The organism is Domibacillus tundrae, assembly GCF_000970675.1.
Taxonomy (GTDB): Bacteria; Bacillota; Bacilli; order Bacillales; family Domibacillaceae; genus Domibacillus; species Domibacillus tundrae.
The window spans coordinates 1-25313 of sequence record NZ_LAJA01000011.1; the positions used below are offsets into that span (position 1 = coordinate 1).

The following is a 25313-nucleotide window of genomic DNA, read 5'->3' on the forward strand; positions in this document are numbered from 1 at the left end:
TCAATTTTTTCGATTTCAATAAGTAGATAATAAATGCTCTTTTGGTCTTTGTTCATGGTGATTCTCTTAAGTAATTTAGAACCCCTAGTGAATCTAAATACCCGTTGAAGAGAAAATGGAACATAAAAAAGCCGAGGCTTTTCTCGGCTCGGAGATAATCTATTACAGACTTATATTAAGAATTCTAACCACAATACGTGTACCCGGTCCAAAAAAAAAGCAAACAAAAAAGCCGAGAAAAAACCGGCTGCCATAGGATAAATTATCTGTTCTGAAATTGAAATCGGAAAATAAGCTTATCTAATTCCTCTTATATTACGATGAAAATTAATTAATAAGTGATTTATAGAGTGTCTAGAATTTTTAAGTTTTAGACACTCTTTTTATTTTTTTCCGATGAACAGGCAGTAAAACCCTCACTTATAGACTTAGAAGATACTAAGAGAATAAGTGGGGATCTACTGCCCGGAAATATTGGTTTATACGAATAAACTTAGTAATAGAACAAATCCTAATCCAGCTACAGAAATGATTGTCTCAAGCAATGTCCATGTTGCAAATGTTTCTTTCATGCTTAGACCAAAGTACTCTTTAAACATCCAGAAACCGGCATCGTTAACATGTGAAGCGATTAAACTGCCGGCTCCCGTTGCAAGCACGACTAAAGCGAGATTAACGTCAGATTGTCCTAACAGCGGAATAACTAAGCCGGCAGTTGTTAAAGCTGCAACAGTAGCAGAACCTAAGGAAATACGTAAGATTGCAGCGATGATCCAGGCAAGCAGGATTGGTGATAATGAAGTTCCTTCGAATAATTCGGCTACATAGTCACCTACGCCGCCATCAATCAATACTTGTTTGAAGGCTCCGCCGCCGCCAATGATTAAGAGCATCATCCCAATATGAGTAATAGCAGTTGTACAAGAGTCCATTACATTTTTGATTGGAATTTTTCTTGCTAATCCCATTGTATAGATCGCAACTAATAAGGAAATCAACATAGAAGTTCCAGCTTCACCAATAAAACGGATTACTGCTAGTAAACTATTATCTTCAAATCCCAATGTATTTTGAAGAAGAGTAATAATCGTAGCGATTGACATTAAAATAACAGGAAGTAAAGCGGTAAAAACACTGATGCCAAAACCAGGTGTGTCTTCTAATTTAAATACTTTCTGTTCACCTAAAGAGGCAATATTACCCGTTTTCGTAAATGATGCAGGTACGAGTTTTTTAGCAATCTTCGTAAATACAGGTCCAGCTAAAAAGACTGTTGGGATCGCAATAATAAAACCGTAAAGTAATACTTCACCAATGTTTGCACCATATTCACCAGCAATAACGGTTGGTCCCGGGTGTGGTGGCAAGAACCCGTGTGTCACAGATAAAGCGGCTGTCATTGGAATACCGAGATACAAGATAGAAATCTTTAATTCTCTTGAAATGGCAAATACGATTGGAATTAATAGTACTAATCCTACTTCGAAAAATAACGCCACACCGATAATGAATGAAGCAGCTACGACCGCCCATTGAATATTTTTTTCACCAAATTTGTTAACGAGGGTCATGGCTATTCTTTGAGCGCCGCCAGAATCAGCGATCAACTTACCTAACATCGCTCCAAGTCCAAAGATTAACGCTAAGTGGCCAAGTGTTCCGCCTAATCCAGCTTCAATGGTTTTGACAATTTCCCCTAATGGCATTCCAAGTGCTAAAGCGACACCGAACGATACAATGATTAATGAAATAAAGGTGTTTAATTTGAAGCCCATTATTAAAATTAATAATGCTAAAATTCCAAGTGCTACAATAACTAATGGCATTGTAATTTCCTCCTGCTATTTATCTTATTAGTGTTTTATTAAGCCTCTTTGATAATTGGCAATCCGTGTATAATCCTCTTCTAATACTCTAGACAGGTTAATGAAAATCGGCAGTAATTGCCTGTATTCTTTTATTGCTTCTTCTTTTGGTGTGTGTTTGTTCGTACTGCCCACCATTTCGGAAACGATTTCAAAAGAATCGATTTTTCCTGTGGCATAGAGACCTAAAATGCAGGCACCTAGACAAGAACTTTCATAGCTTTCTGGGACGACTACTTCAGATGCGAATATATCAGACATCATTTGCCGCCAAACATCTGACCTTGCGAACCCTCCCGTTGCTTGAATTCGAGTCACAGGACCGTCCATGCATTCGGTTAATGCTAAAAATACGGTATATAAATTGTAAATGACTCCTTCGAGGGCTGCGCGAATCATATGTTCTTTCTTATGGGACATCGTTAAACCGAAGAATGAGCCCCGAACGTCTGGATTCCATAATGGCGCACGTTCACCAGCGAGGTATGGGTGGAATAACAATCCATCAGCTCCGGGTCTTACACGTTCAGCAATCTTGGTTAATACATCATACGGATCGATCCCTAGCCTTTTCGCTGTTTCTACTTCTGATGAGGCAAGTTCATCACGGATCCAGCGAAGGACCATCCCGCCATTGTTTACCGGGCCGCCAATTACCCAGTGTTTTTCCGTTAAGGCATAACAAAATATTCTTTCTTTTTCGTCTGTTTGCGGCTTATCAATAATGGTTCGAATGGCACCGCTTGTACCAATTGTGACGGCAATTTCGCCTTTTTGTATCGCATTTACACCTAGATTAGAAAGGACTCCATCGCTGGCCCCAATGACAAATGGTGTTTGTGGATCGATCCCAATCTGTTTTGCTAAATCTGAATCACAGTTGGTAAATATTTTGGTTGTTGGGACGAGCTCAGATAATTGAGCAGGTGTTATACCAACAATTTTTAATGCTTCTTTATCCCAATCTAGTGTTGTGAGATTCATCATGCCCATAGCTGAAGCCAGGGAATGATCGACAACATATTGATCAAAGAACTTTTTGAAAATATATTCTTTAATTCCAATATATTTTTTAACCTTGACAGCGGTTTCAGGGAGGTCATTCACAATCCAAGCTATTTTCGTTAATGGTGACATGGGATGAATCGGTGTTCCCGTTCGTTTATAGACTTCATGGCCATTCAACTCATCTTTTATTTTATGTGCCCATGCTTCACTACGATTATCTGCCCAAGTGATACAAGACGTCAGCGGCTGGTCATTTTCATCCATGGCAATGACACTATGCATGGCACTGCTAAATGAAACAAACGATAGCTTTTTTTGTGAATGATGTTTCATTATATTCGAAATGGCTTGCAGGACTGCCTGAAAAATCTCTTCCGGGTTTTGTTCAGCTGTCGATATATCTGGTGTGTAAAGAGGGTACCCAATATTCTCAGTTTGGATCACTTCGCCTTTTTCACTAAATAAAACGGCTTTCGTACTTGTGGTTCCGATATCTATACCTAACATATAGTTAGTCATTTTGTTGCACTACTCCTTTAGACAGCATTTGTTGCGACATCCATAGATCTTCTACTTTACCTTGAACATCATCAAAGTTTTCATGTAAAGACTTAATCATGAGGTCTCTATCTTTTGCTTTGATCGCTTCAATATAAAGCTCATGATTTTTTACAATCCGGTTAAAGTCTTCATATTTTTCTTTGAAACGCATACGCATCGACAAAAGAATGAAGCTTTCCATAACGGGTTTTAAGTTATTCCAGATCATCAGAATGTATGAGTGATTAACTGAACGAATAATCGTTTCATGGAACAAGACATCTTGATATGAAAACTCATCAGCATCACTATATTTGATTGCGACTTTCATCATTTCTAATGTTTTACTAAGTTCCTTTACTAATTCATTCGTGTCCATCTTTACAAGCCGTTCAAATACAAACGATTCTATGAGTAAACGGACATCATAAATTTCGTCTATTTCTTTTTCTGATAACCCAATAACAACTGCACCCATTCTTTCTAATCGGATGATATTTTCGGATGCCAGTATTTTTAACGCTTCACGAATGGGTGAGCGGCTTACAGCAAAATCTGCAGCTAATTTATTTTCTGATAATATGGTACCGCTTTCGATTTCACCAGAAATAATAAGCATTCTAAGCTCGCATGTTACACGATCACCAGCAGAGGCTTTTAAAAGCCATTTAGAGGGATAGAGAAATTCCCTTGATTCATCCATACATTCACCTTCCTAATTAAACAAGTGTACTTGTATACAAGTATTATAACTAAGATTTTTCATTTTGCAAGCGCTTTTATTGAATTGTTTCCTGTCACACCCCGATATTTGTCGAAGTTTAACAGGTATTTAGACGGGGAGAGAATGGGACACAGGAGGTTTAACAACAAAAAATCTTTGGTTATGTCTACTGTGAACAAAAAAGCCTCTATTGCCGGAAACGAACAAGCGTCTTGACGGAAAACATCGCTTTTTTGAAAGGGCCGATAGGTGAAGCCAAAAGGACTCCGCTTTCCGCGGGCAGTGCGTGAGCCTCCTCGTGGCTTCCGCTCCTGCGGGGTCTCACGTTTCCTGCGGGACTAGCGGCGACAGTCGAAGAGCTATCGTCTTCAGCTATTTCTTTGTCTCAACTAGCGGGAGAACTGCAATATACATTAACAAAATTTAAAATGTAATGAGTTGGGGATACGTGCTATTCATTTTTTATGTGTGAGATATCAACATCATTCTTTAACAAATTCATCTTTGACTTGTCTCACTTCATAGGGTCAGTCGCGTAATTGGAAAACACATCTTTTAGTAGCGTCTATGTGAGAGACAGGATAAGATCACGCAACAGTAATAATCAAGAAGACATATTCATATGCTGTGACTAAAGAAATGGATGAACGGTTTCTACATATCCATGATAAAAACAAGTTGTTACTTTTAGGCACATACTTATGCCTGCTACAAATGGTAATGATTACATTGAACGGATTGATCAGTTAAAACGTTAGCGATCGATCCTGATTTAGGCGCCTTATTTATTTTTAGTTAAATGTACATAACATGCTTTCATTTTTCGATCTATTTATTCTGGAAACGATAATAATGAATGAGTGAAAGAAGGTTTTATTTGGAAGAGCTGATCCCAGAACAAATCGGTGATCATCCTTGCATCTGTGCGAAAAGCATTAGCCCAAACAGTCACTGTTTTCTAAAGGAAGAATCTTTGTTCAATTTATATAGATAAAAATTCACGTCATAAAAGCTGATTTAAAGCCATTTCTTAAACGTATTTTTTCCTAGTATGCGGATTGATGTAATATCATCCACCGAAAAAGCGTCAAACCTTGATTTACGAGGGTTTGACGCTTTTTTATTTTTTGTTGCGAAAGAGGTGAGCTTTACATAGGAGCTGCACAAAATACAGTACGTTCAAGACTTGTGAATAAGCAGTTATTTCTTACGCCAGACGAAATCAAAAGTCAGTATATTTCTAGGGAGAATAGCATTATATAACCAACTGATCACTCTCGTGGAGATCCATTGACAGATGATGGCTTGAACAACAATTTCCCACGCTATCACATACGCTGTTATGCAAAAAATAACACCATTGATCCAAAACAATGGTTTGCCGGGACTGACTTTCTTATATTTGGAAATGATTAAGGCGATGACCCCGACCCCTCCGTTTGAAACTCCCTGCCTGAGGAGAACAGCAACGCCCGTGCCAAAGAAGACGGAACCGAATAGCAGATCAATCCATACATTTGAAAAAGGCGTGTCCACATAAACGGTAAAGATGTTGACGGAAATTGAAGTGAATGTAATGCCGAGAAGAGTACCGAGCGCACTGATGCCTCCTAAATAATGGACGGCAAATAAAAGCATGGAAGAGTTCACCATCCACAATGCGATACTCAGCGGAATATGAAACCAATAATTCAGCAGCACGGAGAAGCCGGCTCCCCCACCGGAAGGAATAAAATGCGGAAATAAAAACACGCCCATTGCGAATCCCTGCATAACCGCTCCTACAATAACCAGGAAGTACTTTCTGAATAAAAAAAAGAAGGGTGGCGCGGCATATAAGCTGCCATTGATTTTCACAAGAAATCATCCTCAATTAAATATGGAATGGCCTGCTGGTCCCGCTTTTCTAGTGTATGCTTCACTGCATAAAAAGAATACATAAGGAAATCATACATTTAATTAGCGGAAACAGATCAAGTGATGATTGGGGTGCAGATGTGGAAAAAGGTGCAGCAAAAGTAAGTAAATGGTGCGTTCTTAGTATGGCTTCGATTCCTCTCGTCATGACGCTTGGAAATTCTATGCTAATCCCAGTATTGCCAATCCTGGAAAAAAAATTAGGGATTTCTCCTTTCCAATCAAGTATGGTCATTACGAGCTATTCCGTTGCTGCTGTTTTTCTTATTCCGATAGCGGGGTATTTGTCAGACCGGGTTGGACGAAAAAAAGTTATTCTGCCGAGTTTAATCCTGGCTTTAATTGGAGGCCTGATTGCCGGATTTGCCTCCTGGAAAATGAATGAGCCGTACACGTGGATTATTATCGGCCGGATTTTGCAGGGGATTGGAGCATCAGGAGCCATGCCGATCATCTTGCCGCTAGTAGGCGACTTGTACAAAGATGATGATGAAAAAGCAAGTTCATGTCTAGGGACAATTGAAACATCAAACACATTTGGGAAAGCATTAAGTCCCATTCTCGGTTCGGTACTTGCCGCTTTTTTATGGTTTCTTCCATTTTTTTCAATTTCGGTTTTTAGTTTAATTGCGATTGCCATGGTTTTTTTCTTGATTAAAGAACCAAAAAGAGAAGAGCCAGTAAAGTTTAAGGAATTTTTAAATAATACGAAAAAAACACTCAAAAAAGAAGGTAAATGGCTGCTTACCATATTTCTTCTTGGCTTTTTTACGATGCTGGTCCTGTTTAGCGTGTTGTTTTTCTTATCTGATATCCTGGAGAAGGTTCATGATATTAAAGGCATAAAGAAAGGCTTTGTTTTAGCCATTCCACTTTCTTTGCTTTGCGTAGTTTCTTTTGTGACCGGCCGCAAAATCAAAGGAAATTTGCCGACGATGAGAAAAATCATTATTGTTTGTTTGATTATCCAGGCAATCAGTGTTGTTTTTGTCGGCTTTGTCAGTAAGCAGCTTATTCTTCTTCTCGTTGTGACCAGTATCCTGGGAGTTGCAATGGGAGCATTAATGCCAGTGCTTGATGCCATTATTACCGAAAATACAAAAAAAGAAGAACGAGGAACGATCACGTCTTTTTACAGCGCTTCAAGGTTTGCCGGGGTGGCAGCGGGTCCGCCGTTGATGTCGGTTCTCATGAAGAATTATCTTAATGCCGGTTATATTACAGCAGGTGTACTGGCAATAATCATTTTGTTTATTGTAATCAAATTTATTAAAGTCAAGGAAATCGAAAATTAACGGAATAACCGAATACTAAAAAGGACCTGTACGGCCACTTTGGCTGTACAGGTCCTTTTTCAGTTTATTTTACTTTATTCCCTTCCTTAAACAAAACAGGCTTGGTAAGTCCGATTGGTTTGATTAAACTGATCGATCCTGCTGCGGCAATAAAAACGGAAGCTTCGACCACAACCGCATACATGTCGAAGTCTAAAAACAGATTGACGAGGTTGTAGGAGACAACAAGGGAAAAAAGCGGTGATACGCCCATACCTTAAGCAATCTGCTAATAATACCTTTTTCGAGAATTTCAACCCCTTTATCGGAAAACCCACTCCAAGGATGCTGCAGGTCGTGACTTGCGTTTGGGGAACAGGAAAGGCGCATTTTTCTTTTCTAACCTCCATGTAAATGAATGAGAAACTAGGTAAAGTCCTAAATGCAGTGTATTCAGCCCAAGAAAAATAGTTCAAATAAACGGGCGTATGACATACCAGTCAAAATAAAAAATCAAGAACCATCTGAAAAACACGAGAATAAATTAGGTATATGCTGATAAATAGAGATGGGAGGCCGGTTCAAATCCGAGCTTAGCGGTAGAGAAAAGAACATGTAAAGAGGAGAGGAGCAAATGATGGCAGTTAAGATTTATCAGGGCCACTCTCACCATTTGACCCGCGCCGATGTAAATGTTGTTATTGATGTGATACGCGCTTTTACTTTTGCCCACTATGCTTTTATAAGGGGGGCAAAAGAAATTTTGCTTGCAGAGACAATCGATTCAGCCTTCCATTTGAAGGGAAAAAATCCTGAATACATGCTGGCCGGTGAAGAGAAGGGGCTGCCTATTACCGGGTTTGACCTTGACAATTCCCCTCAGAGCCTTCTTGAAGCGGATTTGGCAGGGAAGACGCTTGTCCAGAAAACAACGAATGGAGTGAGGGCTGCATTGAATGCTTTAAATGCAAGGCATGTATTTGTAACTGGTTTTTCTAATGCGAGAACAACAGCAGAATACATTAAAAAAACGTATGGGGCGGATCAAAAAATCCAAATCATCGCTTCTCATCCTACTGGCGATGACGATCTTGCCTGTGCGGAGTATATGAAGGATATCATTGAGGACCGGGAATGCCAGCTTGTGACGTGGCCCGCTCCCAGAATAAAAGGATCAGAAGCGGCCCAAAAATTTTATGATGACAGCAGGCCGGAATTTAAAAGCGGAGATATTGATTTGTGTGTGGAAGAGCTGGAATTGGATTTTTTAATGAAAGTGAATCAGGAAAATGATTTACCAAAAATTGTGGGGGTGACGGTATGATCTATACGGGGCTCAATCTGCCGGAAAGAACCAGTAAACCGAGGATGGATGGAATTACCGTGCTGATTGATAATGGGGTTCCCTTGCGCTTTTTTGAAGATACCATCAACAGTTCAGGCCAATATATAGATTTTATAAAATTCGGCTGGGGAACATCGGTTGTGACCAAACATTTAGAAAAGAAAATTGCCTGTCTTCATGAAAATGGCGTGAATTTCTTTTTCGGCGGGACGTTATTTGAGAAATTTATCAGCCAAAACAAAGTGAGAGAATTTGAAAAGTTTATTCGAAAGTTTGACTGCAAATATATTGAAATATCAAATGGAACAATGGACATGGCCAACAATGAGAAAGCCTTATACATTAAAAATTTTTCAAAGGATTTTATTGTTTTTAGTGAAGTTGGCGCAAAGGACAGTATGAAAGCTATGAGCCAGAATGCATCCGAATGGGTTGAATGGATTTTAGAGGACCTGGAGGCTGGCTCCGCAAAGGTCATAACCGAAGCCAGGGAAAGTGGAACCAGCGGGATTTGCCGGGGTAATGGAGAGATGAGGCTGGAAATTATAGATAAAATCATAGAAGCCAGGATCGATTTGAAAAAAATGATTTTTGAAGCACCATCTAAAAAAATGCAGACCACTTTTATTAACATTGCTGGACCGAATGTCAACCTAGCCAATATTTCGTTCGCGGACCCGATTCCGCTGGAAACGTTGAGACTTGGACTTAGATCTGACACGTTTTATTTAAGTGAAGAGTATGCACTAAGTGAAGAGTATGCAGTAAGTGAGAAATATGAAGTGAAATAAGAGAGGCCAATAAAGTTTTCCATCTTGCGCTTAAGCATTATTCAGCTTTAACCCGTTAACTGGGTGGTGCAGCCGGAAAAATTCCGGCTTTTTCCTTTTTCTTCATGTGATAAGAATCCCTTTTAATATTGAACGTACCTGAATAATGCAGGAGGTGATCTTTTTGTCGTCATTCATAATTTCTTTCCTTGTTTATATGGAAGCGTGTATATTTGCTGGAATTTTTATGTATTTGTTTCGGAAAAAGAAGCTAATCGGATTTCAGCTGGGGATGAATATCAGCCAGGTGATGGGAGGAATGGCGGCCCTGCTGACGGGTGTATTGCTTATTCAGCAATTCCCATTTCATTTTACGCTTATCACGATCATTTCAGCCGGAACAGGATTAGCAGTGGGCGGTGTCTTTGGTCTGCTTTTCGATTATCAAACCTTTATTACGGGCTTAACAAACGGAATGATTGTGGGATTGATGGCACCAATGATCGGGTCAGTAGTAGAAGTACCTGTCCTATTTTTATGGTTTATTCACGGATTATTTTTTGTCAGTTTTCTTGCGATTTATTTTTCTATTCAAAGGTCGTGATGTGAATGGTACTGATCATCTTATTGGGCTGTTGGAATTTTGCTGCTCTGCGTTCAATTTATCGGATTTGCCAAAAGAAATATGTGTTATTTGATGATCGTTTTACAATGACTTTGTGCATGAATACAGCCATGATCACTTCTTTTGTCTTCGCGCTTTACGTTTCATTTCTTTTTCCCTCCTTTCAAGTGGCATCCATTATGCTTGGTTTAGGAATAGGATGGAAATTTGGAACTGTATTAAAAAATCCAGCGATACTCACGGGTTTATATAATGGCGCGATGGGAGGAATTATGGGAACTATGCTGGGTGTTGTTCTCAAAAATCCGGCTTTATGCAATATACCGATTGAATCAGACGCGATGATTGCGGCGAATATGTACAGCCTCTCACTTTTTGCTGCTGGTCTGCACACGCTCGTCATGGGCCTGATCCGCTATTCATTTACCGTATAAAGGAGGAGATGGGTGTTGAAAGCTCTGATCTTTGCCGTTTTAGTCAGTGTAGGATTGCTCCCCTTCATTTTCTTCTACTCCTCAACATTAGAACTGCCGAAACTTGGAACGGTAGAGAAAACGTCACTTTCAGAAGTCAGTGGGAAAGATTTTTCAACACAGGGCAAACCAAGCCTTGTGACTTTTTTTTATACTAGATGCCCCGATGTATGCCCTTTTACAATGCAGGATTTAAAAGAGCTGCAAAAAGTGTTAAAAGAACAAGGAGTCACAGAAGATCAGTATTTAATTGTAGCTGTTACGCTCGATCCTGAAAACGATACGAAGGAAAGAATTATGCAATATAAGAAGGCCTTTGATATCTCAGATGAAAACTGGCTGTTTCTCCGTGGTTCTGAAAAAGATACGAAAAAGTTCGCTCGATCTTTTCGGATGATATATGAAAAAAGTGAAGAAGGATATGTCACTCATTCCACAACCATGTATATGGTGGATTCAAAAAGCCAAATAAGAGCGCGTTACGATATGTCAACAGGCCAGAAAAGGCTGGATATTAAGCAAGTGGCTGAACATCTCATTCAGTTAACAAAATAAAGCTCGGTGAAAATATAATATGTGTTTGTCATATTGTAAAAGTGTGAGCAATTTAAACGATAAACCTGCATGGAATTTTGTTGTTGGGAATAGGCTATAAAAAAACAGGAGGAAGCTTTTCATGGACGAAAAAGAAAATAATTCGGTAAGTGAAAGACCTAAACAGGCACAAGCAGTTCATATGCAAGCATTTTCTTCCCCTACCAGTTCAGCGCCTGAACACGAAACAAGAATTTTGACAGAATATATCAGCATGCAAAATTTGGTTAACATTGCTGAGCATAATGAAGCACTCAGAAAAACGCTTTTTTTGAAAAAATTTTTTATGGTGAAACGAAATCAATTCGTGAGCGTTTCATCCCTTATTAAGAAGAACCAAACAAAGATAAGTGAAGGAAAAGTTGACGCTATTGGAAGAGATTTTGTATTGCTGACTAATTTAAAAAAACGGATCTGGATCCCGTATACAGCGATCCATGAGGCAACAATCCCTTTTGGGTACCCGAATTATTCAAGCCCTCACCAACATTTTATTTATGATAATGATTTGCAGCGAAAGCTTGTGCTTGAGTTTGGCGAGACTGTGTGTAAAAAACAAGCACTGATTCAGCAATTTTTTCAAGAGTCCTTGCAAACAAGCCTTTCTTCATGGAAAGGAACATGGGTGGAAGTAAGAACACCAGAACAAAGAACCTCAGGGAAGATTTCCGAAACGACAGCCAAGGAATTAATTCTTCACTCGTTTAAAACGAAAAAAATGGTTCTATTAAAAGACATTCAGTATATCAGTACCATTCGAATGATGGCAGCAAGAATAAAAAAACAAAAATAGTTTGAATTTTACAGGGGAAGGAGCGGTAATTCTTTATGACTTCATCTGGTGAAAGTTTATACAACGAGTTAAGAACCATGGTAGGAAAAGAGCTGCTGGTTATTACAAAAGCAGCCCAGCTCGATTTGTTTGGCCAAGTGTTTCGACCGATCTTTAGCGGGACGATTTCAGAAGTGCACAGGGGGCATATTACGTTATCACCTGTCATCCTCAAAATGATTAATTCACCGTTTTTTACATTCCCTGTCCCGCTTTGTATTCCATTTGAACAAATTGCTTCCTTTTCCCTGGAAGTGCCAAGTGATGAAGTATTCCCGCTATCATAGTGAAAAGAGGTGTGTGAATGGGTCGGAAAAAAGGTTCAAGAGATACAAATACAATAAATCCGGCGGGTACTACTGAAAATCAATTGAAAGATAAGGAACTGGTTAACCATTTTAAAAGACATATCGGCCGAAAGGCATTTATTTTAACGGAAGCTTTTCCGTTCATGTTTATCGGAAAAATTAAAAAGGTGCTGGACGACATGGCTGTACTGTCTGTAGAAACGACATCTGTCCCAGCCCTGGAGAATAGGGAGTGGAGTGTGCATATACATTCCATCGAGGCGTTCTATATTGAAAAAGTGGGCAGTCCGAAAATACCCGATTTGAACGGTGGCGGAGGAGAGGAACCATTATGAAGCGGCGCTACCATGTGGCAGCTATTCCAATTCGTATTGTGTTGAACCATTTTGGTGATCACAATCCAAATGGAATGATGTATGTGTTAAAAGAAAACGAGAAGAAAGTGAAAGAATTAGTGGGAAAAAATCCTTGCTCTCCTGTCGATCTTGTCCAACCGCTTGTAATACGGGCAAATGAGGGAGACGAAGTGGAAATTTTGCTTGAAAATAAGCTTGATTTCCATGCAGGAATGCATTTTCAAGAAGCGGAATATGATGTTCATCGCGCTGATGGAACAAATGTAGGATTCAATAAAGATACTACAGTGGCACCATCAGGCTCCATTTTGTATAAAATAAAGGCTGCTGGTGAAGGGACCTATTTTTTTTCCGATTTAGGAAACCCTTCGAACGGCGAGCGTGGCTCCAATTCAAATGGTTTATTCGGAGCCTTATTTGTTGAAAAGCGCTTTTCATGGTGGACGAATCCTGAAAGTGGCAAGCCGATGAACAGTGGGGTGTATGCAGATATTCACCATCCGCTTTTACCCTCTTTTCGAGAGTACGGATGGATTTTTCACGATGAAATGGAAGTGAATGATTTAACGGGAAACCGTCCGATCGATCACTTGACTAATCAAGAAACGGAATCCTTTCATGGGGCTAATTATCGGTATGAACCGATGCACAACCGCCAAAAACTGATTAGAGAAGGAATCGTCTGTCCGAATTGCGAAGGAGAGGAAGTGCATCATGATTCCTGGGTGTACGGAGACCCTGCTTCACCCATTTTCCGTGGATACGTGGGAGACCCTGCAAAAATCCGACTCGTTCATGGGGGCGTAAAAGAAACACATGTGTTTCATTATCATGTGCATCAATGGTTCAGTGATCCGAAAAACCTTGATTCTGAAATCATTGACTCCCAATCCATTAGTCCGCAATCCCATTATTCGATCGAACCGCTTTACGGTTTAGGCAGCTTGCAGGGATCTTTTGGAGACGCCATTATTCACTGTCATCTTTATCCGCATTTTATGGCAGGAATGTGGGGAATCAACCGGATATTTAATACTCTCCAGGACGGAAGCCAGTCCTATCCTAACGGAGTGCCGATTAAACCGTTGCAGCCGCTCCCGGACCGAAAAGCGCCGCCAGAGCCTACAAAAGAAAAACCGGGATTCCCGAATTTTATTCCCGGTAAAGTCGGTTTCAAGGCACCGCGGCCACCGCTCGGTATTGTGGGAGGAAGAGGATTAACAGAACTTGAACGTCAGGCAGCCATCCCCCACCCAAGGCCCGGAGCAGTATTTGTGGATCCATGTCCGGAAAATACGCCTGTCAAGGAATTCAACATCTCGTTAATACAGTTGCCTATTATTTATAACAAACAAGGCTGGCACGATCCGAAAGGGCGGATTTATGTTCTGGACGAGGACATGGAAGATATTTGTGCAGGGAGAAAGGAACCGGAGCCTCTTGTGATACATGCACCGGCACATACTTGCTTTCATATAAATTTTACGAATCGAGTGCCGTCTATTTTAGAGGGCGGTGTCTTTCAACATACGACTCGAACATACGAAGCAAGTATGCACATTCATTTTGTCAAATTTGATGTTTTGACGAATGATGGGGGAAATATTGGATGGAACTATGATTCCTCCACTTTAGAAGGGGAAACCATTCGGTATTCTTATTATGCAGATGTGGAGTTAAAAGCATGGTTTATTCATGACCACCTATTTGCGGCTACTCATCAACAGCATGGAGCCTTTGCTTCAGGCATTGTTCATCCTCGCTTTACAACGTTTCTCGACTCAAGATCCGGAGAGGAAGTGGATCACGGAGTACAAGTAACAGCGACGAATCCATTGATTCCGGATTACCGTGATTTTGTCCTATTTGTACAGGATTTCACCTTGTTGTTTGATAAAAGTGGAAAACCGCTTAATCCGCCAAAATTTCCAGGTTCCCAGGATGATCCGGGTTTGTTTGGCGTTAATTATAAAAACGAACCGCTTCAATTTCGACTGGGTACGGATGCCGATCCTGCTTATACGTTTAGTTCTTATGTGAACGGTGATCCCATAACACCGATTTTAAAAGCATATACAGGAGACCCTGTTCGCATTCGGCTGCTCCAGGGAGCACAAGAAGAATCACATAGCTTTAATCTTCATGGCCTTAGATGGCTGAAGGAACGCGGTGATCTGTCTTCAAAACTTGAAGATCAGCAGCATATTGGGATTTCAGAATCCTTTACCCTTGATACGTACATCCCGCGATCCGGCGACTATTTCTGGGCATTCGAGACAGAAGAAGATCTATGGAACGGACTTTGGGGACTCATTCGTGCGTTTGATGAAAACGTACCGGATTTAATTCCCTTGTCCGACCGCCCGAAGCCGTTAAGCCGCTCAAAGCCGTTGCCGGAACCGAATGGAACAAAACCACCAAAAGCGAAAGAGTGCGACCCGGTTTCTGTAACGTCTGGTCCTGTCCGCCGATTTGATATCGTCGCTTTTCAGCTCCCGATTGTCTATAACGATTTCGGTGATCATGATCCACACGGGATTATGTTTGCGATAAAGGAAGACATGCAGGACATTTTAAAAGGAGTGAAAAAGCCGGAACCACTTGTCATTCGGGCAAATGTCGGGGATACCGTAGAAGTGACGTTAACAAGCTTATTAAAAGCAGAATTATTCCCTTTTAAAGATGGGATTTATCCTTATCCACAAGTAAAAGAGCAGGCTTTTTACCCGCCTTCTTTACGAATTTCATTGCATCCTCAGCTCATTCAATATGACGTGAAAACGTCAGCCGGGGAGACTGTTGGGTTTAATGATGATCAAACTGTCGGGCCAGGGGAAAAGGTGATGTACCGATGGTTTGTGGATTCTCAGGTTGGGGCATGTGGTATGTGGGATATGGCGGATATCCACAATCATAAATCACATGGTGCTTTCGGTGCATTTGTCGCAGAACCGCGGGGAACTGAATATTTAGATCCTTATACATTAAAACCTGTTCAGTCAGGAGCCAATGTCATTCTCCGACACACGTTTTTACCGGATATTAGGGAGTTTGTCTTGATTATGCATGACGGGGTAAGGCTGCTCAATAAACTGGATGAGTTGCTTATCGATCCGATTGCCGGCATTCTTTTGCCGCCACATAGTCAGGAGAAGGATGAGGTCGATACGTATGATGAAGGATCCAGAGGATACAATTATCGAAGCGAACGGCTGATTAACCGCTATCAGAAGCACCCGGCCTTGCATGATTTATTTAGTTCCAAAGTATTTGAGGATCCAGCGACTCCACTATTTGAAAGCTATGCAGGTGACCCAGTTACCATCCGTCTCATAACCCCTGCAGAAAGAAGAAGATCGCATACTTTTCATCTCCACGGCCATCGCTGGCGATTCGATGTAAAAGATATAAATTCGCGTGTTGAATCGTTTGTTGGATTCAATATTGCCGGTGCCGTACGAAACTTAGAACTATATGGCGGAGCAGGCGCTTACCAGAAACATCCTGGAGATTATCTTTACCGTTCAGGCAATATTCAGTGGGATATAGAGCAGGGGATGTGGGGAATTATGAGAGTGCATGCCCAGTCGCAAAAACACTTGCCAGCGCTTAAAGAGTAAAAGAATTGAATGGCATTAAAAATAACAGAGACATGCCGCTGCTCCAGAAAAAAGATTCATCGGCTGATGGTTCAAAAAAGCAAGTCTTGAATAAGAAGGCTTGCCTTTTTTCTTGCGGCTATTCAAAAAAAGTGACAGCATTTTTCATGAATAGGTCGATATAAAAGCGTCTGAAGCCGGTATACATTTCTCCCAATTTAGCCGTTTAATTCAGCCTTTTTTGCACAGTCCATTAAATAGCGGACAAATACCTCATCACGGACCAGCCATGCGGTATATTGCCGTTTTAAGAAGGTTTCCCCTTCCTGAAAGCTCGTAAAGGTTTCCGGCAGGTTTATATAATTGTGTTCAATTTTCCATTCCTGTTCATGAAGCGGATAAAGAAGAAAGAGTTCTTCCTGCCGGTTTTCATACAAAGCACCAAACGAATTGTTTTTCATATTATACCGATTTCGTTTCGCATCTTCTTTTAACGGCTCAAGGTCAAACGTCTCTGTCACAAATTGACGGAAAGCATCAGCTGTTAATGAACAGCCGGCAGCTTTTGCATGTCCGCCGCCGCCAAAAAAGCCCGCTGTGCGAGAGACATCCACCGAATCATGTATGGTCCGGAAGCTGATTCGTTTGCTGCCGACATTTACAATGGCAATGTAATCAAGATGGGAACAGTCTTTACTTAATTCATTCCCGAGCTCAGAATGATACGATTCGGCAAACACGATACCAGCAAACTGGTTTTCAATCGGTGCCTGCACAAGCTCCCGCCTTTTTCGTCGAATGTATCGCTCCGTTTTGTTATCTTCCATGTCCAGTATTTTTTCTTCAAACTCATTAAAGAAAAAGTGGCCGCTCGTTTTCAGCCGGTTCATCATTTTTTCTTCAAATTCATCGATGGAAAGTAAAAAGAAAAGGGCATTCAATCTTTTTGCATTTTGGTTATCATATTTCTCCCATTCCCACGTATCATACTGTCTGACGAGTTCAACAAATTCGGCGGCTGCGGCAGAAGGTATTAAATGTTCATGCGTCAGCAAGTACTCGTAGAACAAAGAAGTGGCCGAGGCTAAACGGTCTTCTTTTTCCTCCACCACTACGTGTCCCCACCCATAGTTATTTAAATGCAGAGCGGTTTTATGATGGTCAAGAAGCTGGACTTTCCCGCCTGTTTGATAAAAATCATTGAGCTTTTGTTCATTTTCTTCGTTAACAGATAAATCAGTAATGAACAGAAAAGTGCTTGGATCACCGTTTTCCAAAAACCGTTCGACTTCCTGATTTAATCCGGAAATGGAGTTATAGCGGACACTGACGCCTGAGCCGAAAGCAAGTTTTGCTAAAATCCCGCAGGAAACCCCATCCAGATCATTATGGGACAACAATTTGTACATGTTTTTCACCTCAGAACGTAGTATGGGGCCAAAAGGTGAAAAATATTGAAAAGTGGATCGTCTTTCTTTAGGGTATGCCGCTTTTTATTCTGGGCAAAATAAAAAGAAAAGGGGTGAAGAGATGACATTAATCCGTCTTGGATATGCGGCGATGAGCATGAACGTGAAAAATGGTTCACCTTCTCAAACGATGACGCATGCCCAGTTTTTAAAAATTAAAGATAGAGAAGCGGCGATCCACAAACTAGAGCGCATTGCTGCATCGAATTTGGCCAATTGTCTGCGTCTGCTTCGGCACAATGCTGCTCACGATATCACGTTCTTCCGGCTGAGTTCGAAAATTATCCCGATGGCCAACCATCCGGATCTTCCGGAATGGAATTACATAAGACCGCTTCAAGAAAGTCTTGGGATGATCCGCTCTTATTTAATGGAGCATTCTGAGATGCGGATTGACTTTCATCCGGACCATTTTGTTGTGTTAAACACCGGCAAAACAGATGTTTTGAAGACGGCTGTCCAGACGCTGAACATGCATAAATTACTATTAAAAGGAATGGGCATTGACCCGGAACACCGGTGTGTGATTCATGTGGGCGGAGGATACAAAGACAAGGAAAAAGCGCTGGAGCAGTTTGTGACGAATTGGGGCAGCATTCCTGTTTCGCTGCAAAGAATGATTATGCTTGAAAACGATGATAAAACCTTCACGGTAAACGATACGCTGTATCTTTGTGAAAAGCTTGGCATCCCTGCCGTTTTCGATTATCAACATCATATGGCGAATCACGAGAAAAAGGAGTGGTGGGAAGAGGAGTGGCCACGTGTTGTGAAGACGTGGGAGAGTTCCAAGCTGCCTGTTAAGGTGCATATGTCCAGTCCGAAATCCGAAAAAGAATTCAGAGCACATGCCGACTTTATTGACGTAAACGAATTTCTATCCTTTCTTCATCATGTTAAAGGCAGTGTTCCGCAAATCGATGTAATGATTGAAGCAAAACGAAAAGACGACGCGCTTTTTGCTTTAGCAAGGGCTCTGAAAAAAGCAGGGATTGAGCAGGTGGACGAAGCAAGTTTTTCGGCAGGATGAAGATGAACGAAAGCAGCTTAAATGGTCTATTTAAGCTGCTTCGGCTAAAACATTAAGCTTTCACCCATTCGGTTTCTAATTCAATTCCAGAGGCTTTCATCATTGTTAAAACAGGGCATCGGGCATCGGTTTTTTCCTTTAATTCAGCGAGCCGCTCCGGCGATTCACTTGTAGAAACGATTGCTTTAAACCATACTTTTTCAAAAAAGACTTGTACCCCTGCTTCCCCCCGCATCCCGAGTGGATCAAGCTGGCCTTTTACATCAATGTTCATGGACTGCAGGTCAAAGTTCATTTCCTGCGCCACCATATTGGCGATAATATTTTCGCATCCTGCCAAAGAAGCCAACAGGGAAGAAAGCGGATCAGGTCCTTCGTTGTTACCGCCGACAACCGGCGGTTCATCAATAATGATTTCGTGCTGTTTTGCTTTTACAGTGGTTTTCATTTTGTCCGTTATGCCGGTAACGTGAAACGTCATTTTATCCTTCAGGTTCATTCATATATCCTCCTGTTTTATAATGACTGCTTTTGTAGCTTGCCGCAGTTTGAAAAAATTAAACGTTATACAGACAGCAAGCAAGGCCGCTTCGTTTAACTTTGTCAAGCCATTCTGTAACAAAGAAATCGTGTGGAGGAAATGATGATTAATTATTTCAGGCCGTCTTCCCAATTCTCTGCAGCAAAGTCACCATTTATTTTCACGGCTGCTTCATATCCCTGACTCGCTGCTCCGATTAAACTCGTAAATGTATTTTTGGCATCGCCAATAATAAACAAACCTTTAAGATTTGTTTGTCCGTGTTCACTCGTTATGTATTCGTTTTTATCATTAATTGGAACGCCGAGACGGGCAGGAATCATAGAGCTTTGCCTTTCACCGGTTGATGAGATAAATCCGCCGGTTCGATTGAAGAATTCTCCATTTTGTAAAATGATTTTTTCCAGGTTTCCATTGTTTGACTGAAGTTCGGTAATGGGGGTTTCAATCAGATTAATCTGGTGATGTGCTAGCTGCCGCTTTTCTTCATCCTCAATGCGAGCGGGGCCGTTTGTGAAAACGACTAAATCCTTGCTCCAGTTAAAAATAAGCTTCACAAATGGAAGAAGGGCCGCCCCATTGCCAAATAGAGCGAGTGGCTCATTTTTTCGTTCCCAGCCGTCACAGTATGGGCAATGAAAAACCGTTTTCCCGTACACAGATTGTAATCCGGGAATCGACGGTAAATGATCTTTCATACCAGTGGCAAAAATTATTTTTTTGCTGATCACTGTTTGCCCGTTTCTCGTTTTTATAATAAAAAGATCGTTGTTTCGTTCTACATCGTCAATTACATCTTTTATGATCGTCACATTTTTATACGCTTTGAGTTGTTCTCTGGCAATTTCTCTAATAACAGTTGGACTTATTCCATCTCTTGTCAAAAAGCCATGCGATTTTAACGTTACATCATTTCTTGGCTTGGCTTCATCAATCAACATCACCTTTTTTAAAGACCTTCCTAAAACAAGCGCTGCATTCAATCCGCCTGGTCCACCGCCTGCAATGACAACATCCAGTAGATCATTGTCCATTATCTTACCCCCTGAGTCATGTTATCGTTTTGCACCTTCCCTTAATGGCTCAATATCAAACGTTAAAAAATAACAAAGTATCAATCGCCTTCATTTTGTTCATGATAAGATGAAGGAGGTGTTGAGACGATGGCGAAAGATGTTCTCTGTGAAGTGAATAACTGCAAGTACTGGAGTTCAGGTAACAAGTGCAGCGCAGATTCCATTTATGTAGTCAGTCATAAAGGCAAACAGGCGTCTAATAATGAAGAAACGGATTGTAAAACGTTTGTGCTAGAGGTTTGATTTTTCTAAGGACGGCCATTTTTTGGCTGTTCCTTACTTTTTGTTAGTATTGGCAATGATTTTCAATTTCATACGTATTTACAGGATTATGTTTTTTATAATGGCAAGGCTAAGTACTTGAATGGCTGGGGAAAATCACATGCTTTTGTTGGTTCATTCACATACAGAAGTGGTATGATACAAGAAAGAGCTAGAATGAAAGGGGAATTCTTGTATTATGCGTGAATTACAAAAAGTGATTATTGAAGAGCTGCATGTACAACCACAAATTGACCCGCAAAAAGAGATTCGCCGGAGCATTGATTTTCTAAAAGACTATCTCCAGCATCATTCATTTTTAAAAGGTTTTGTTCTTGGCATTTCCGGGGGACAGGATTCGTCGCTTGCCGGCCGGCTTGGCCAATTGGCGGTAGAAGAGCTTCGGGAAGAAACCGGGAAAGAATATACGTTTTATGCGGTGCGTCTTCCATATGGTCTGCAAAAAGATGAGGATGATGCCCAGGATGCGCTTGATTTTATTCAGCCCGATGAACGATTGATCGTAAATATTAAAGGTGCAGTGGATGCCAGCGAACAAGCATTGGAAACCATTGGAATTGATATTTCTGATTTTGTAAAAGGAAATGATAAAGCGCGTGAACGGATGAAAGTTCAATTTGCGATTGCAGCAGCAAAAAGTGCGGTTGTCATTGGGACCGATCATTCAGCAGAAGCCGTTACTGGTTTTTATACAAAATTTGGCGACGGTGCAGCGGATATTGTACCTTTACTCCGTTTAAACAAACGTCAGGGCCGGTCCATGCTGAAAGAGCTTGGTGCGCCGGAACACCTGTATATGAAAGTGCCAACGGCCGATCTGGAGGACGATAAACCGCTTATTCCAGATGAGACGGCGCTGGGTGTTTCTTATGAACAAATTGATGATTATCTTGAGGGAAAAGAAATTCCAGTCGAAGCGGCGGAAAAAATTGAAGGCCACTTTATGAAAACACGCCATAAACGCCATCTGCCCATTTCCGTATTTGATGATTTTTGGAAAAAATAATGCTTTCAGGCGCAAGCCGGGAAGCTTTTTTTCGTTATCCAGTTCCAGGTGCCATCGAGGTCCACAGGATGTGGGTCACAAAAGCGTTGCGACGATCCGGATGATCTAGTCGGGAGAATGCCACAGGACGTGGCAGCTTTGCAGCGCGGCGGCACGATGCCGCATTCTTAGCTTTTCTTCCATTTACCCAGCCAATCCCTTCTGGAGGCACAAAACGCCTCCTTCAGTGTTCGTCTTATGCTTGTCGCCGAAAGACAAGCACCTTGCACTTTTAATAACTGAATTTTCGATAAACGAGACAACGCCTTGACCGTCTCCTGCGAACCATATAAAATGAGGTCAAAATGTGTGAACACGAACAAAAAATAGATGAGTGTTTCCGATAATACGGAATTGAAGGGAAGAGAGTAGAACCATGACAGGAAAATCAGAATTGCAGCACCAGGAAATGATTCTTGTACTTGACTTTGGAAGCCAATACAATCAGTTGATTACGCGCCGTATCCGTGAATTTGGCGTATACAGCGAGCTTCATCCGCACACAATTACAGTAGATGAAATTAAAAAAATCAATCCAAAAGGGATTATTTTCTCCGGCGGTCCGAACAGTGTATATGCAGACAATGCATTTAGCTGTGACGAGCGTATTTTTGATTTGAACGTTCCGATTTTTGGGATTTGCTATGGCATGCAGCTTATGACAAAGCATTTTGGCGGAACAGTATCAAAAGCGTCTCACCGTGAGTATGGAAAAGCGGCAATCAACGTTCAAAATGAATCAGCTCTTTTTTCAGACCTTCCAAACGAACAGGTTGTCTGGATGAGCCACAGCGATCTTGTGACAGAAGCGCCGGCTGGTTTTACAGTTGATGCGGTCAGCCCATCATGCCCAATTGCTTCGATGAGTAACAAAGAGGAAAACCTATACGCAGTTCAATTCCACCCTGAGGTAAAACATTCTGTTTATGGAAACGACATTCTGAAGAACTTTGTTTTCGGCGTATGTGATTGCACGGGTGACTGGTCAATGGAAAATTACATCGAGGTTGAAGTGGAAAAAATCCGCCAAACAGTTGGGGATAAAAAAGTGCTTTGCGCAATGTCAGGCGGCGTTGATTCATCGGTTGTAGCTGTATTGATCCACAAAGCAATCGGCGACCAGTTAACGTGTATTTTCGTTGACCACGGTCTTCTGCGCAAAGGCGAAGCAGAGCAGGTAATGGATACATTTGCGAATGGCTTTAACATTAATATCATTAAAGTAGACGCAAAAGAACGTTTCATGAAAAAATTGGCAGGTGTGTCTGATCCCGAGCAAAAACGGAAAATCATCGGCAACGAGTTTATCTATTTATTTGATGATGAAGCATCGAAACTAAAAGGCATTGAGTTTTTGGCGCAAGGAACACTTTATACTGACATTATTGAAAGCGGCACGGCAACGGCGCAAACGATCAAATCGCATCACAACGTAGGCGGACTGCCGGAAGACATGCAGTTTAAGCTAATTGAGCCGCTTAATACATTATTTAAGGATGAAGTGCGTGCGCTCGGTTCGGAGCTCGGCATTCCAGATCATATTGTTTGGCGCCAGCCGTTCCCGGGACCAGGTCTTGGCATTCGTGTGCTGGGAGCAATTTCAGAGGAAAAATTGGAAATTGTTCGTGAATCCGATGCCATTTTGCGTGAAGAAGTGGCGAATCACGGTCTCGAGCGTGAAATTTGGCAGTACTTCACTGTGCTTCCAGATATTCGCAGTGTAGGTGTTATGGGCGATGCGCGGACGTATGATTACACGATCGGCATTCGTGCCGTTACATCGATTGACGGGATGACATCAGATTGGGCTCGTATTCCATGGGATGTGCTCGAAGTGATTTCAACGCGTATTGTCAATGAAGTGGCACACGTAAACCGAGTCGTGTATGACATTACAAGCAAGCCGCCAGCAACGATCGAATGGGAATAAAAGGCGAACGAATAACGAAGAAAAATTAATTTTGTTCGTATTTTGTATTGACGAATAATGATTGTATTAGTATTATGAAAGAGAACTACACTATTTTTCATATTTGTATCGTATATCGTCAAGAATAAGGCTTGACAGTTTCTACCGGGCTGCCGTAAATGGCCTGACTACGAATGAATAGAAAGAGAATGATCTCTTTCTATTTTTTTCTTAGTCGTGCCCGGAACTATTCTGTTCCGGGCATTTTTTCTGAGTCTACGATCGAGAGGAGACTTATAAAACTATGAAGAAATTTTTCCAGTTGGAAGAATTAGGGACGACTTATCGCCGCGAATTCATCGGTGGTTTGACAACCTTTTTATCAATGGCGTACATTTTGATCGTTAATCCGATTACGCTGTCACTGCAATCAGTTCCTGATTTGCCGGACGCGATGCGGATGGATTATGGGGCTGTATTTACGGCAACAGCACTTGCTGCTGCACTGGGTTCCATTATAATGGGGGTTTTTGCGAAATACCCGATTGCTCTGGCACCGGGAATGGGATTAAATGCGTTTTTCGCTTACACAGTTGTTTTAACGTATGGTATACCGTGGGAAACCGCATTAACTGGTGTTTTATTTTCTGGTTTAATTTTTATTCTCATGACTGCTGTTGGACTTCGGGAAAAAATTATTAATGCGATTCCTGCCGAATTAAAATATGCCGTTGCAGCCGGGATTGGTTTGTTTATTACATTTGTCGGTTTTCAAAATGCAGGCATTGTTGTAAATAATGATGCGGTTCTCGTTGGGCTGGGTAACTTAACATCTGGCAACACGCTGTTAGCTATTTTCGGGCTTATTATTACGGTTATCATGATGACCAAGGGAATAAATGGCGGCATCTTTTATGGGATGGTTATTACATCCATTGTCGGAATGATTGCTGGATTAATTAGTCCTCCAACCGGTGTCGTTGATGCAGTGCCGAGTTTGGCACCGACTTTTGGGGTAGCCGTTGAGAACATTTTTCAATCACCGGCAGAAGTATTTACACTTCAAATGCTTGTCATTGTCCTGACGTTTTTATTCGCTGATTTCTTTGACACTGCCGGAACACTTCTTGCGGTTGCGAATCAGGCAGGATTAATGAAAGAGGATAAATTGCCACGTGCAGGAAAAGCGCTGCTTGCGGATTCATGCGGAACAGTAGTGGGTGCCGTTCTTGGCACATCGACTACAACTTCGTATATTGAGTCTTCTGCTGGTGTAGCAGCAGGAGCACGATCTGGCCTTGCAGCAGTCGTAACTGGCTTGTTTTTCTTGTTGTCGCTTTTCTTCTTCCCGCTTCTTCAGGTCATTACGGCGCCGGTAACAGCGCCCGCACTTATTATCGTAGGTGCGCTTATGGTATCGGCATTGGGTAGAATTGAATGGACTCGATTTGAAATTGCGGTTCCTGCGTTTTTAACGGTTATCGCGATGCCGCTTACGTACAGCATCGCGACTGGTATTGCGATTGGATTCATTTTTTATCCGATTACGATGATTTGTAAGGGACGTGCAAAAGAAATACATCCAATCATGTATGGCATGTTTATCATTTTTGTTTTATACTTTATCTTTCTAGATAAGTGATCATATAATGAAACACCTTCTCACTTGAGAAGGTGTTTTTTATTTAGGACAACATGCTATACTGTAAAAAACGAAGAACAATGGGGAAA

General features: G+C 41.4%; 22 protein-coding genes, 1 pseudogene and 1 riboswitch. Of the genes and pseudogenes, 15 read left to right on the forward strand and 8 right to left on the reverse strand.

The annotated features are described in order from the left end of the window. Positions 1 to 479: 479 nt before the first annotated feature. The 4 genes from VQ00_RS10870 to VQ00_RS10885 all read right to left on the reverse strand — a co-directional run bounded on the left by VQ00_RS10870 (position 480) and on the right by VQ00_RS10885 (position 5988). On the reverse strand, positions 480 to 1826 hold the full coding sequence (locus VQ00_RS10870) for a GntP family permease (RefSeq protein WP_046180167.1): 1347 nt from the start codon (positions 1824 to 1826) through the stop codon (positions 480 to 482). A 27-nt stretch (positions 1827 to 1853) separates the two neighbouring features. Then, complete coding sequence (gene gntK, locus VQ00_RS10875; RefSeq protein ID WP_046180168.1) at positions 1854 to 3392, reverse strand: gluconokinase; 1539 nt, start codon at positions 3390 to 3392, stop codon at positions 1854 to 1856. Further along, on the reverse strand, positions 3385 to 4116 hold the full coding sequence (locus tag VQ00_RS10880) for a GntR family transcriptional regulator (RefSeq protein ID WP_046180169.1): 732 nt from the start codon (positions 4114 to 4116) through the stop codon (positions 3385 to 3387). The genes gntK and VQ00_RS10880 overlap by 8 nt, the downstream gene beginning before the upstream one ends. Positions 4117 to 5337: 1221 nt before the next feature. Beyond that, complete coding sequence (locus VQ00_RS10885; protein WP_425388374.1) at positions 5338 to 5988, reverse strand: YitT family protein; 651 nt, start codon at positions 5986 to 5988, stop codon at positions 5338 to 5340. Positions 5989 to 6179: 191 nt separating this feature from the next. Between VQ00_RS10885 and VQ00_RS10890 the strand changes: the two genes are divergently transcribed. After that, positions 6180 to 7349, forward strand: a complete 1170-nt coding sequence (locus VQ00_RS10890; RefSeq protein WP_156154048.1) for an MFS transporter — start codon at positions 6180 to 6182, stop codon at positions 7347 to 7349. Positions 7350 to 7413: 64 nt separating this feature from the next. On the opposite strand, the gene VQ00_RS10895 is transcribed toward VQ00_RS10890, so the two are convergent. Further along, the gene (locus VQ00_RS10895) at positions 7414 to 7602 is read right to left on the reverse strand and encodes a hypothetical protein (RefSeq protein WP_046180171.1); all 189 of its coding nucleotides are present in this window, start codon (positions 7600 to 7602) and stop codon (positions 7414 to 7416) included. Between the two features lie 363 nt (positions 7603 to 7965). Here VQ00_RS10895 and VQ00_RS19520 point away from each other — a divergent pair. The 9 genes and pseudogenes from VQ00_RS19520 to VQ00_RS10940 all read left to right on the forward strand — a co-directional run. Next, positions 7966 to 8400, forward strand: a pseudogene (locus VQ00_RS19520) (2-phosphosulfolactate phosphatase); the annotation flags it as partial. Between the two features lie 248 nt (positions 8401 to 8648). Continuing rightward, positions 8649 to 9464 carry a phosphosulfolactate synthase gene (locus VQ00_RS10905; protein WP_046180172.1) on the forward strand — a complete coding sequence of 272 codons (816 nt, stop codon included), beginning with the start codon at positions 8649 to 8651 and terminating at the stop codon, positions 9462 to 9464. A gap of 154 nt (positions 9465 to 9618) precedes the next feature. Continuing rightward, a complete protein-coding gene (locus VQ00_RS10910) occupies positions 9619 to 10047 on the forward strand; it encodes a hypothetical protein (RefSeq protein ID WP_425388375.1) in 429 nt (142 codons plus the stop codon). Positions 10048 to 10340: 293 nt separating this feature from the next. Then, positions 10341 to 10502 (forward strand): hypothetical protein, encoded by a 162-nt coding sequence (locus VQ00_RS19175; RefSeq protein ID WP_245618105.1) that lies wholly within the window; start codon positions 10341 to 10343, stop codon positions 10500 to 10502. Between the two features lie 15 nt (positions 10503 to 10517). Next, complete coding sequence (locus VQ00_RS10920; RefSeq protein WP_046180234.1) at positions 10518 to 11096, forward strand: SCO family protein; 579 nt, start codon at positions 10518 to 10520, stop codon at positions 11094 to 11096. 121 nt (positions 11097 to 11217) lie between these two features. Then, positions 11218 to 11928: a hypothetical protein gene (locus VQ00_RS10925; RefSeq protein WP_245618106.1), complete on the forward strand. Its 711-nt coding sequence runs from the start codon at positions 11218 to 11220 to the stop codon at positions 11926 to 11928. A gap of 35 nt (positions 11929 to 11963) precedes the next feature. Beyond that, positions 11964 to 12254: a hypothetical protein gene (locus tag VQ00_RS10930; RefSeq protein ID WP_046180174.1), complete on the forward strand. Its 291-nt coding sequence runs from the start codon at positions 11964 to 11966 to the stop codon at positions 12252 to 12254. Between the two features lie 17 nt (positions 12255 to 12271). After that, positions 12272 to 12610, forward strand: a complete 339-nt coding sequence (locus VQ00_RS10935) for a hypothetical protein (RefSeq protein ID WP_046180175.1) — start codon at positions 12272 to 12274, stop codon at positions 12608 to 12610. Next, entirely contained in the window at positions 12607 to 16251 is a 3645-nt protein-coding gene (locus VQ00_RS10940; RefSeq protein WP_046180176.1) for a multicopper oxidase domain-containing protein, read from the forward strand. Before VQ00_RS10935 ends, VQ00_RS10940 begins: the two co-directional genes overlap by 4 nt. Before the next feature lie 197 nt (positions 16252 to 16448). Here the strand turns inward: VQ00_RS10940 and VQ00_RS10945 are convergent, their stop codons facing one another. Further along, on the reverse strand, positions 16449 to 17639 hold the full coding sequence (locus VQ00_RS10945; protein ID WP_046180177.1) for a DHH family phosphoesterase: 1191 nt from the start codon (positions 17637 to 17639) through the stop codon (positions 16449 to 16451). Positions 17640 to 17760: 121 nt separating this feature from the next. Here VQ00_RS10945 and uvsE point away from each other — a divergent pair, with 121 nt between their 5' ends. Further along, entirely contained in the window at positions 17761 to 18729 is a 969-nt protein-coding gene (gene uvsE, locus VQ00_RS10950) for a UV DNA damage repair endonuclease UvsE (RefSeq protein WP_046180178.1), read from the forward strand. Positions 18730 to 18781: 52 nt separating this feature from the next. Here uvsE and VQ00_RS10955 read toward each other — a convergent pair whose 3' ends face one another. Both VQ00_RS10955 and VQ00_RS10960 read right to left on the reverse strand, forming a co-directional pair. Next, a complete protein-coding gene (locus tag VQ00_RS10955) occupies positions 18782 to 19228 on the reverse strand; it encodes an OsmC family protein (protein ID WP_342667012.1) in 447 nt (148 codons plus the stop codon). 152 nt (positions 19229 to 19380) lie between these two features. Beyond that, on the reverse strand, positions 19381 to 20304 hold the full coding sequence (locus VQ00_RS10960) for an NAD(P)/FAD-dependent oxidoreductase (protein ID WP_046180179.1): 924 nt from the start codon (positions 20302 to 20304) through the stop codon (positions 19381 to 19383). A 129-nt stretch (positions 20305 to 20433) separates the two neighbouring features. Between VQ00_RS10960 and VQ00_RS18145 the strand changes: the two genes are divergently transcribed. The 4 genes from VQ00_RS18145 to VQ00_RS10975 all read left to right on the forward strand — a co-directional run bounded on the left by VQ00_RS18145 (position 20434) and on the right by VQ00_RS10975 (position 25224). After that, entirely contained in the window at positions 20434 to 20589 is a 156-nt protein-coding gene (locus VQ00_RS18145; RefSeq protein WP_082091539.1) for a DUF1540 domain-containing protein, read from the forward strand. Between the two features lie 217 nt (positions 20590 to 20806). Continuing rightward, the gene (gene nadE / locus VQ00_RS10965) at positions 20807 to 21634 is read left to right on the forward strand and encodes an ammonia-dependent NAD(+) synthetase (RefSeq protein ID WP_046180180.1); all 828 of its coding nucleotides are present in this window, start codon (positions 20807 to 20809) and stop codon (positions 21632 to 21634) included. Positions 21635 to 22049: 415 nt separating this feature from the next. After that, the gene (gene guaA / locus VQ00_RS10970) at positions 22050 to 23603 is read left to right on the forward strand and encodes a glutamine-hydrolyzing GMP synthase (RefSeq protein ID WP_046180181.1); all 1554 of its coding nucleotides are present in this window, start codon (positions 22050 to 22052) and stop codon (positions 23601 to 23603) included. 88 nt (positions 23604 to 23691) lie between these two features. Then, a riboswitch (purine riboswitch) is annotated at positions 23692 to 23793 on the forward strand. 93 nt (positions 23794 to 23886) lie between these two features. Further along, positions 23887 to 25224, forward strand: a complete 1338-nt coding sequence (locus tag VQ00_RS10975) for an NCS2 family permease (protein ID WP_046180182.1) — start codon at positions 23887 to 23889, stop codon at positions 25222 to 25224. Positions 25225 to 25313 lie beyond the last annotated feature (89 nt).

Excerpts from the sequence above, each read along its gene's own strand:
- VQ00_RS10975 (WP_046180182.1), top strand. The coding sequence starts at position 23,887 with ATGAAGAAATTTTTCCAGTTGGAAGAATTAGGGACGACTTATCGCCGC.
- VQ00_RS18145 (WP_082091539.1), top strand. The coding sequence starts at position 20,434 with ATGGCGAAAGATGTTCTCTGTGAAGTGAATAACTGCAAGTACTGGAGT.
- VQ00_RS10955 (WP_342667012.1), bottom strand. The coding sequence starts at position 19,228 with ATGAACCTGAAGGATAAAATGACGTTTCACGTTACCGGCATAACGGAC.
- nadE (WP_046180180.1), top strand. The coding sequence starts at position 20,807 with ATGCGTGAATTACAAAAAGTGATTATTGAAGAGCTGCATGTACAACCA.
- VQ00_RS19175 (WP_245618105.1), top strand. The coding sequence starts at position 10,341 with ATGGGAACTATGCTGGGTGTTGTTCTCAAAAATCCGGCTTTATGCAAT.
- VQ00_RS10905 (WP_046180172.1), top strand. The coding sequence starts at position 8,649 with ATGATCTATACGGGGCTCAATCTGCCGGAAAGAACCAGTAAACCGAGG.
- VQ00_RS10945 (WP_046180177.1), bottom strand. The coding sequence starts at position 17,639 with ATGTACAAATTGTTGTCCCATAATGATCTGGATGGGGTTTCCTGCGGG.
- uvsE (WP_046180178.1), top strand. The coding sequence starts at position 17,761 with ATGACATTAATCCGTCTTGGATATGCGGCGATGAGCATGAACGTGAAA.
- VQ00_RS10895 (WP_046180171.1), bottom strand. The coding sequence starts at position 7,602 with ATGGGCGTATCACCGCTTTTTTCCCTTGTTGTCTCCTACAACCTCGTC.
- VQ00_RS10930 (WP_046180174.1), top strand. The coding sequence starts at position 11,964 with ATGACTTCATCTGGTGAAAGTTTATACAACGAGTTAAGAACCATGGTA.
- VQ00_RS10960 (WP_046180179.1), bottom strand. The coding sequence starts at position 20,304 with ATGGACAATGATCTACTGGATGTTGTCATTGCAGGCGGTGGACCAGGC.
- gntK (WP_046180168.1), bottom strand. The coding sequence starts at position 3,392 with ATGACTAACTATATGTTAGGTATAGATATCGGAACCACAAGTACGAAA.
- VQ00_RS10890 (WP_156154048.1), top strand. The coding sequence starts at position 6,180 with ATGGCTTCGATTCCTCTCGTCATGACGCTTGGAAATTCTATGCTAATC.
- VQ00_RS10935 (WP_046180175.1), top strand. The coding sequence starts at position 12,272 with ATGGGTCGGAAAAAAGGTTCAAGAGATACAAATACAATAAATCCGGCG.
- VQ00_RS10940 (WP_046180176.1), top strand. The coding sequence starts at position 12,607 with ATGAAGCGGCGCTACCATGTGGCAGCTATTCCAATTCGTATTGTGTTG.
- VQ00_RS10870 (WP_046180167.1), bottom strand. The coding sequence starts at position 1,826 with ATGCCATTAGTTATTGTAGCACTTGGAATTTTAGCATTATTAATTTTA.
- VQ00_RS10880 (WP_046180169.1), bottom strand. The coding sequence starts at position 4,116 with ATGGATGAATCAAGGGAATTTCTCTATCCCTCTAAATGGCTTTTAAAA.
- guaA (WP_046180181.1), top strand. The coding sequence starts at position 22,050 with ATGACAGGAAAATCAGAATTGCAGCACCAGGAAATGATTCTTGTACTT.
- VQ00_RS10925 (WP_245618106.1), top strand. The coding sequence starts at position 11,218 with ATGGACGAAAAAGAAAATAATTCGGTAAGTGAAAGACCTAAACAGGCA.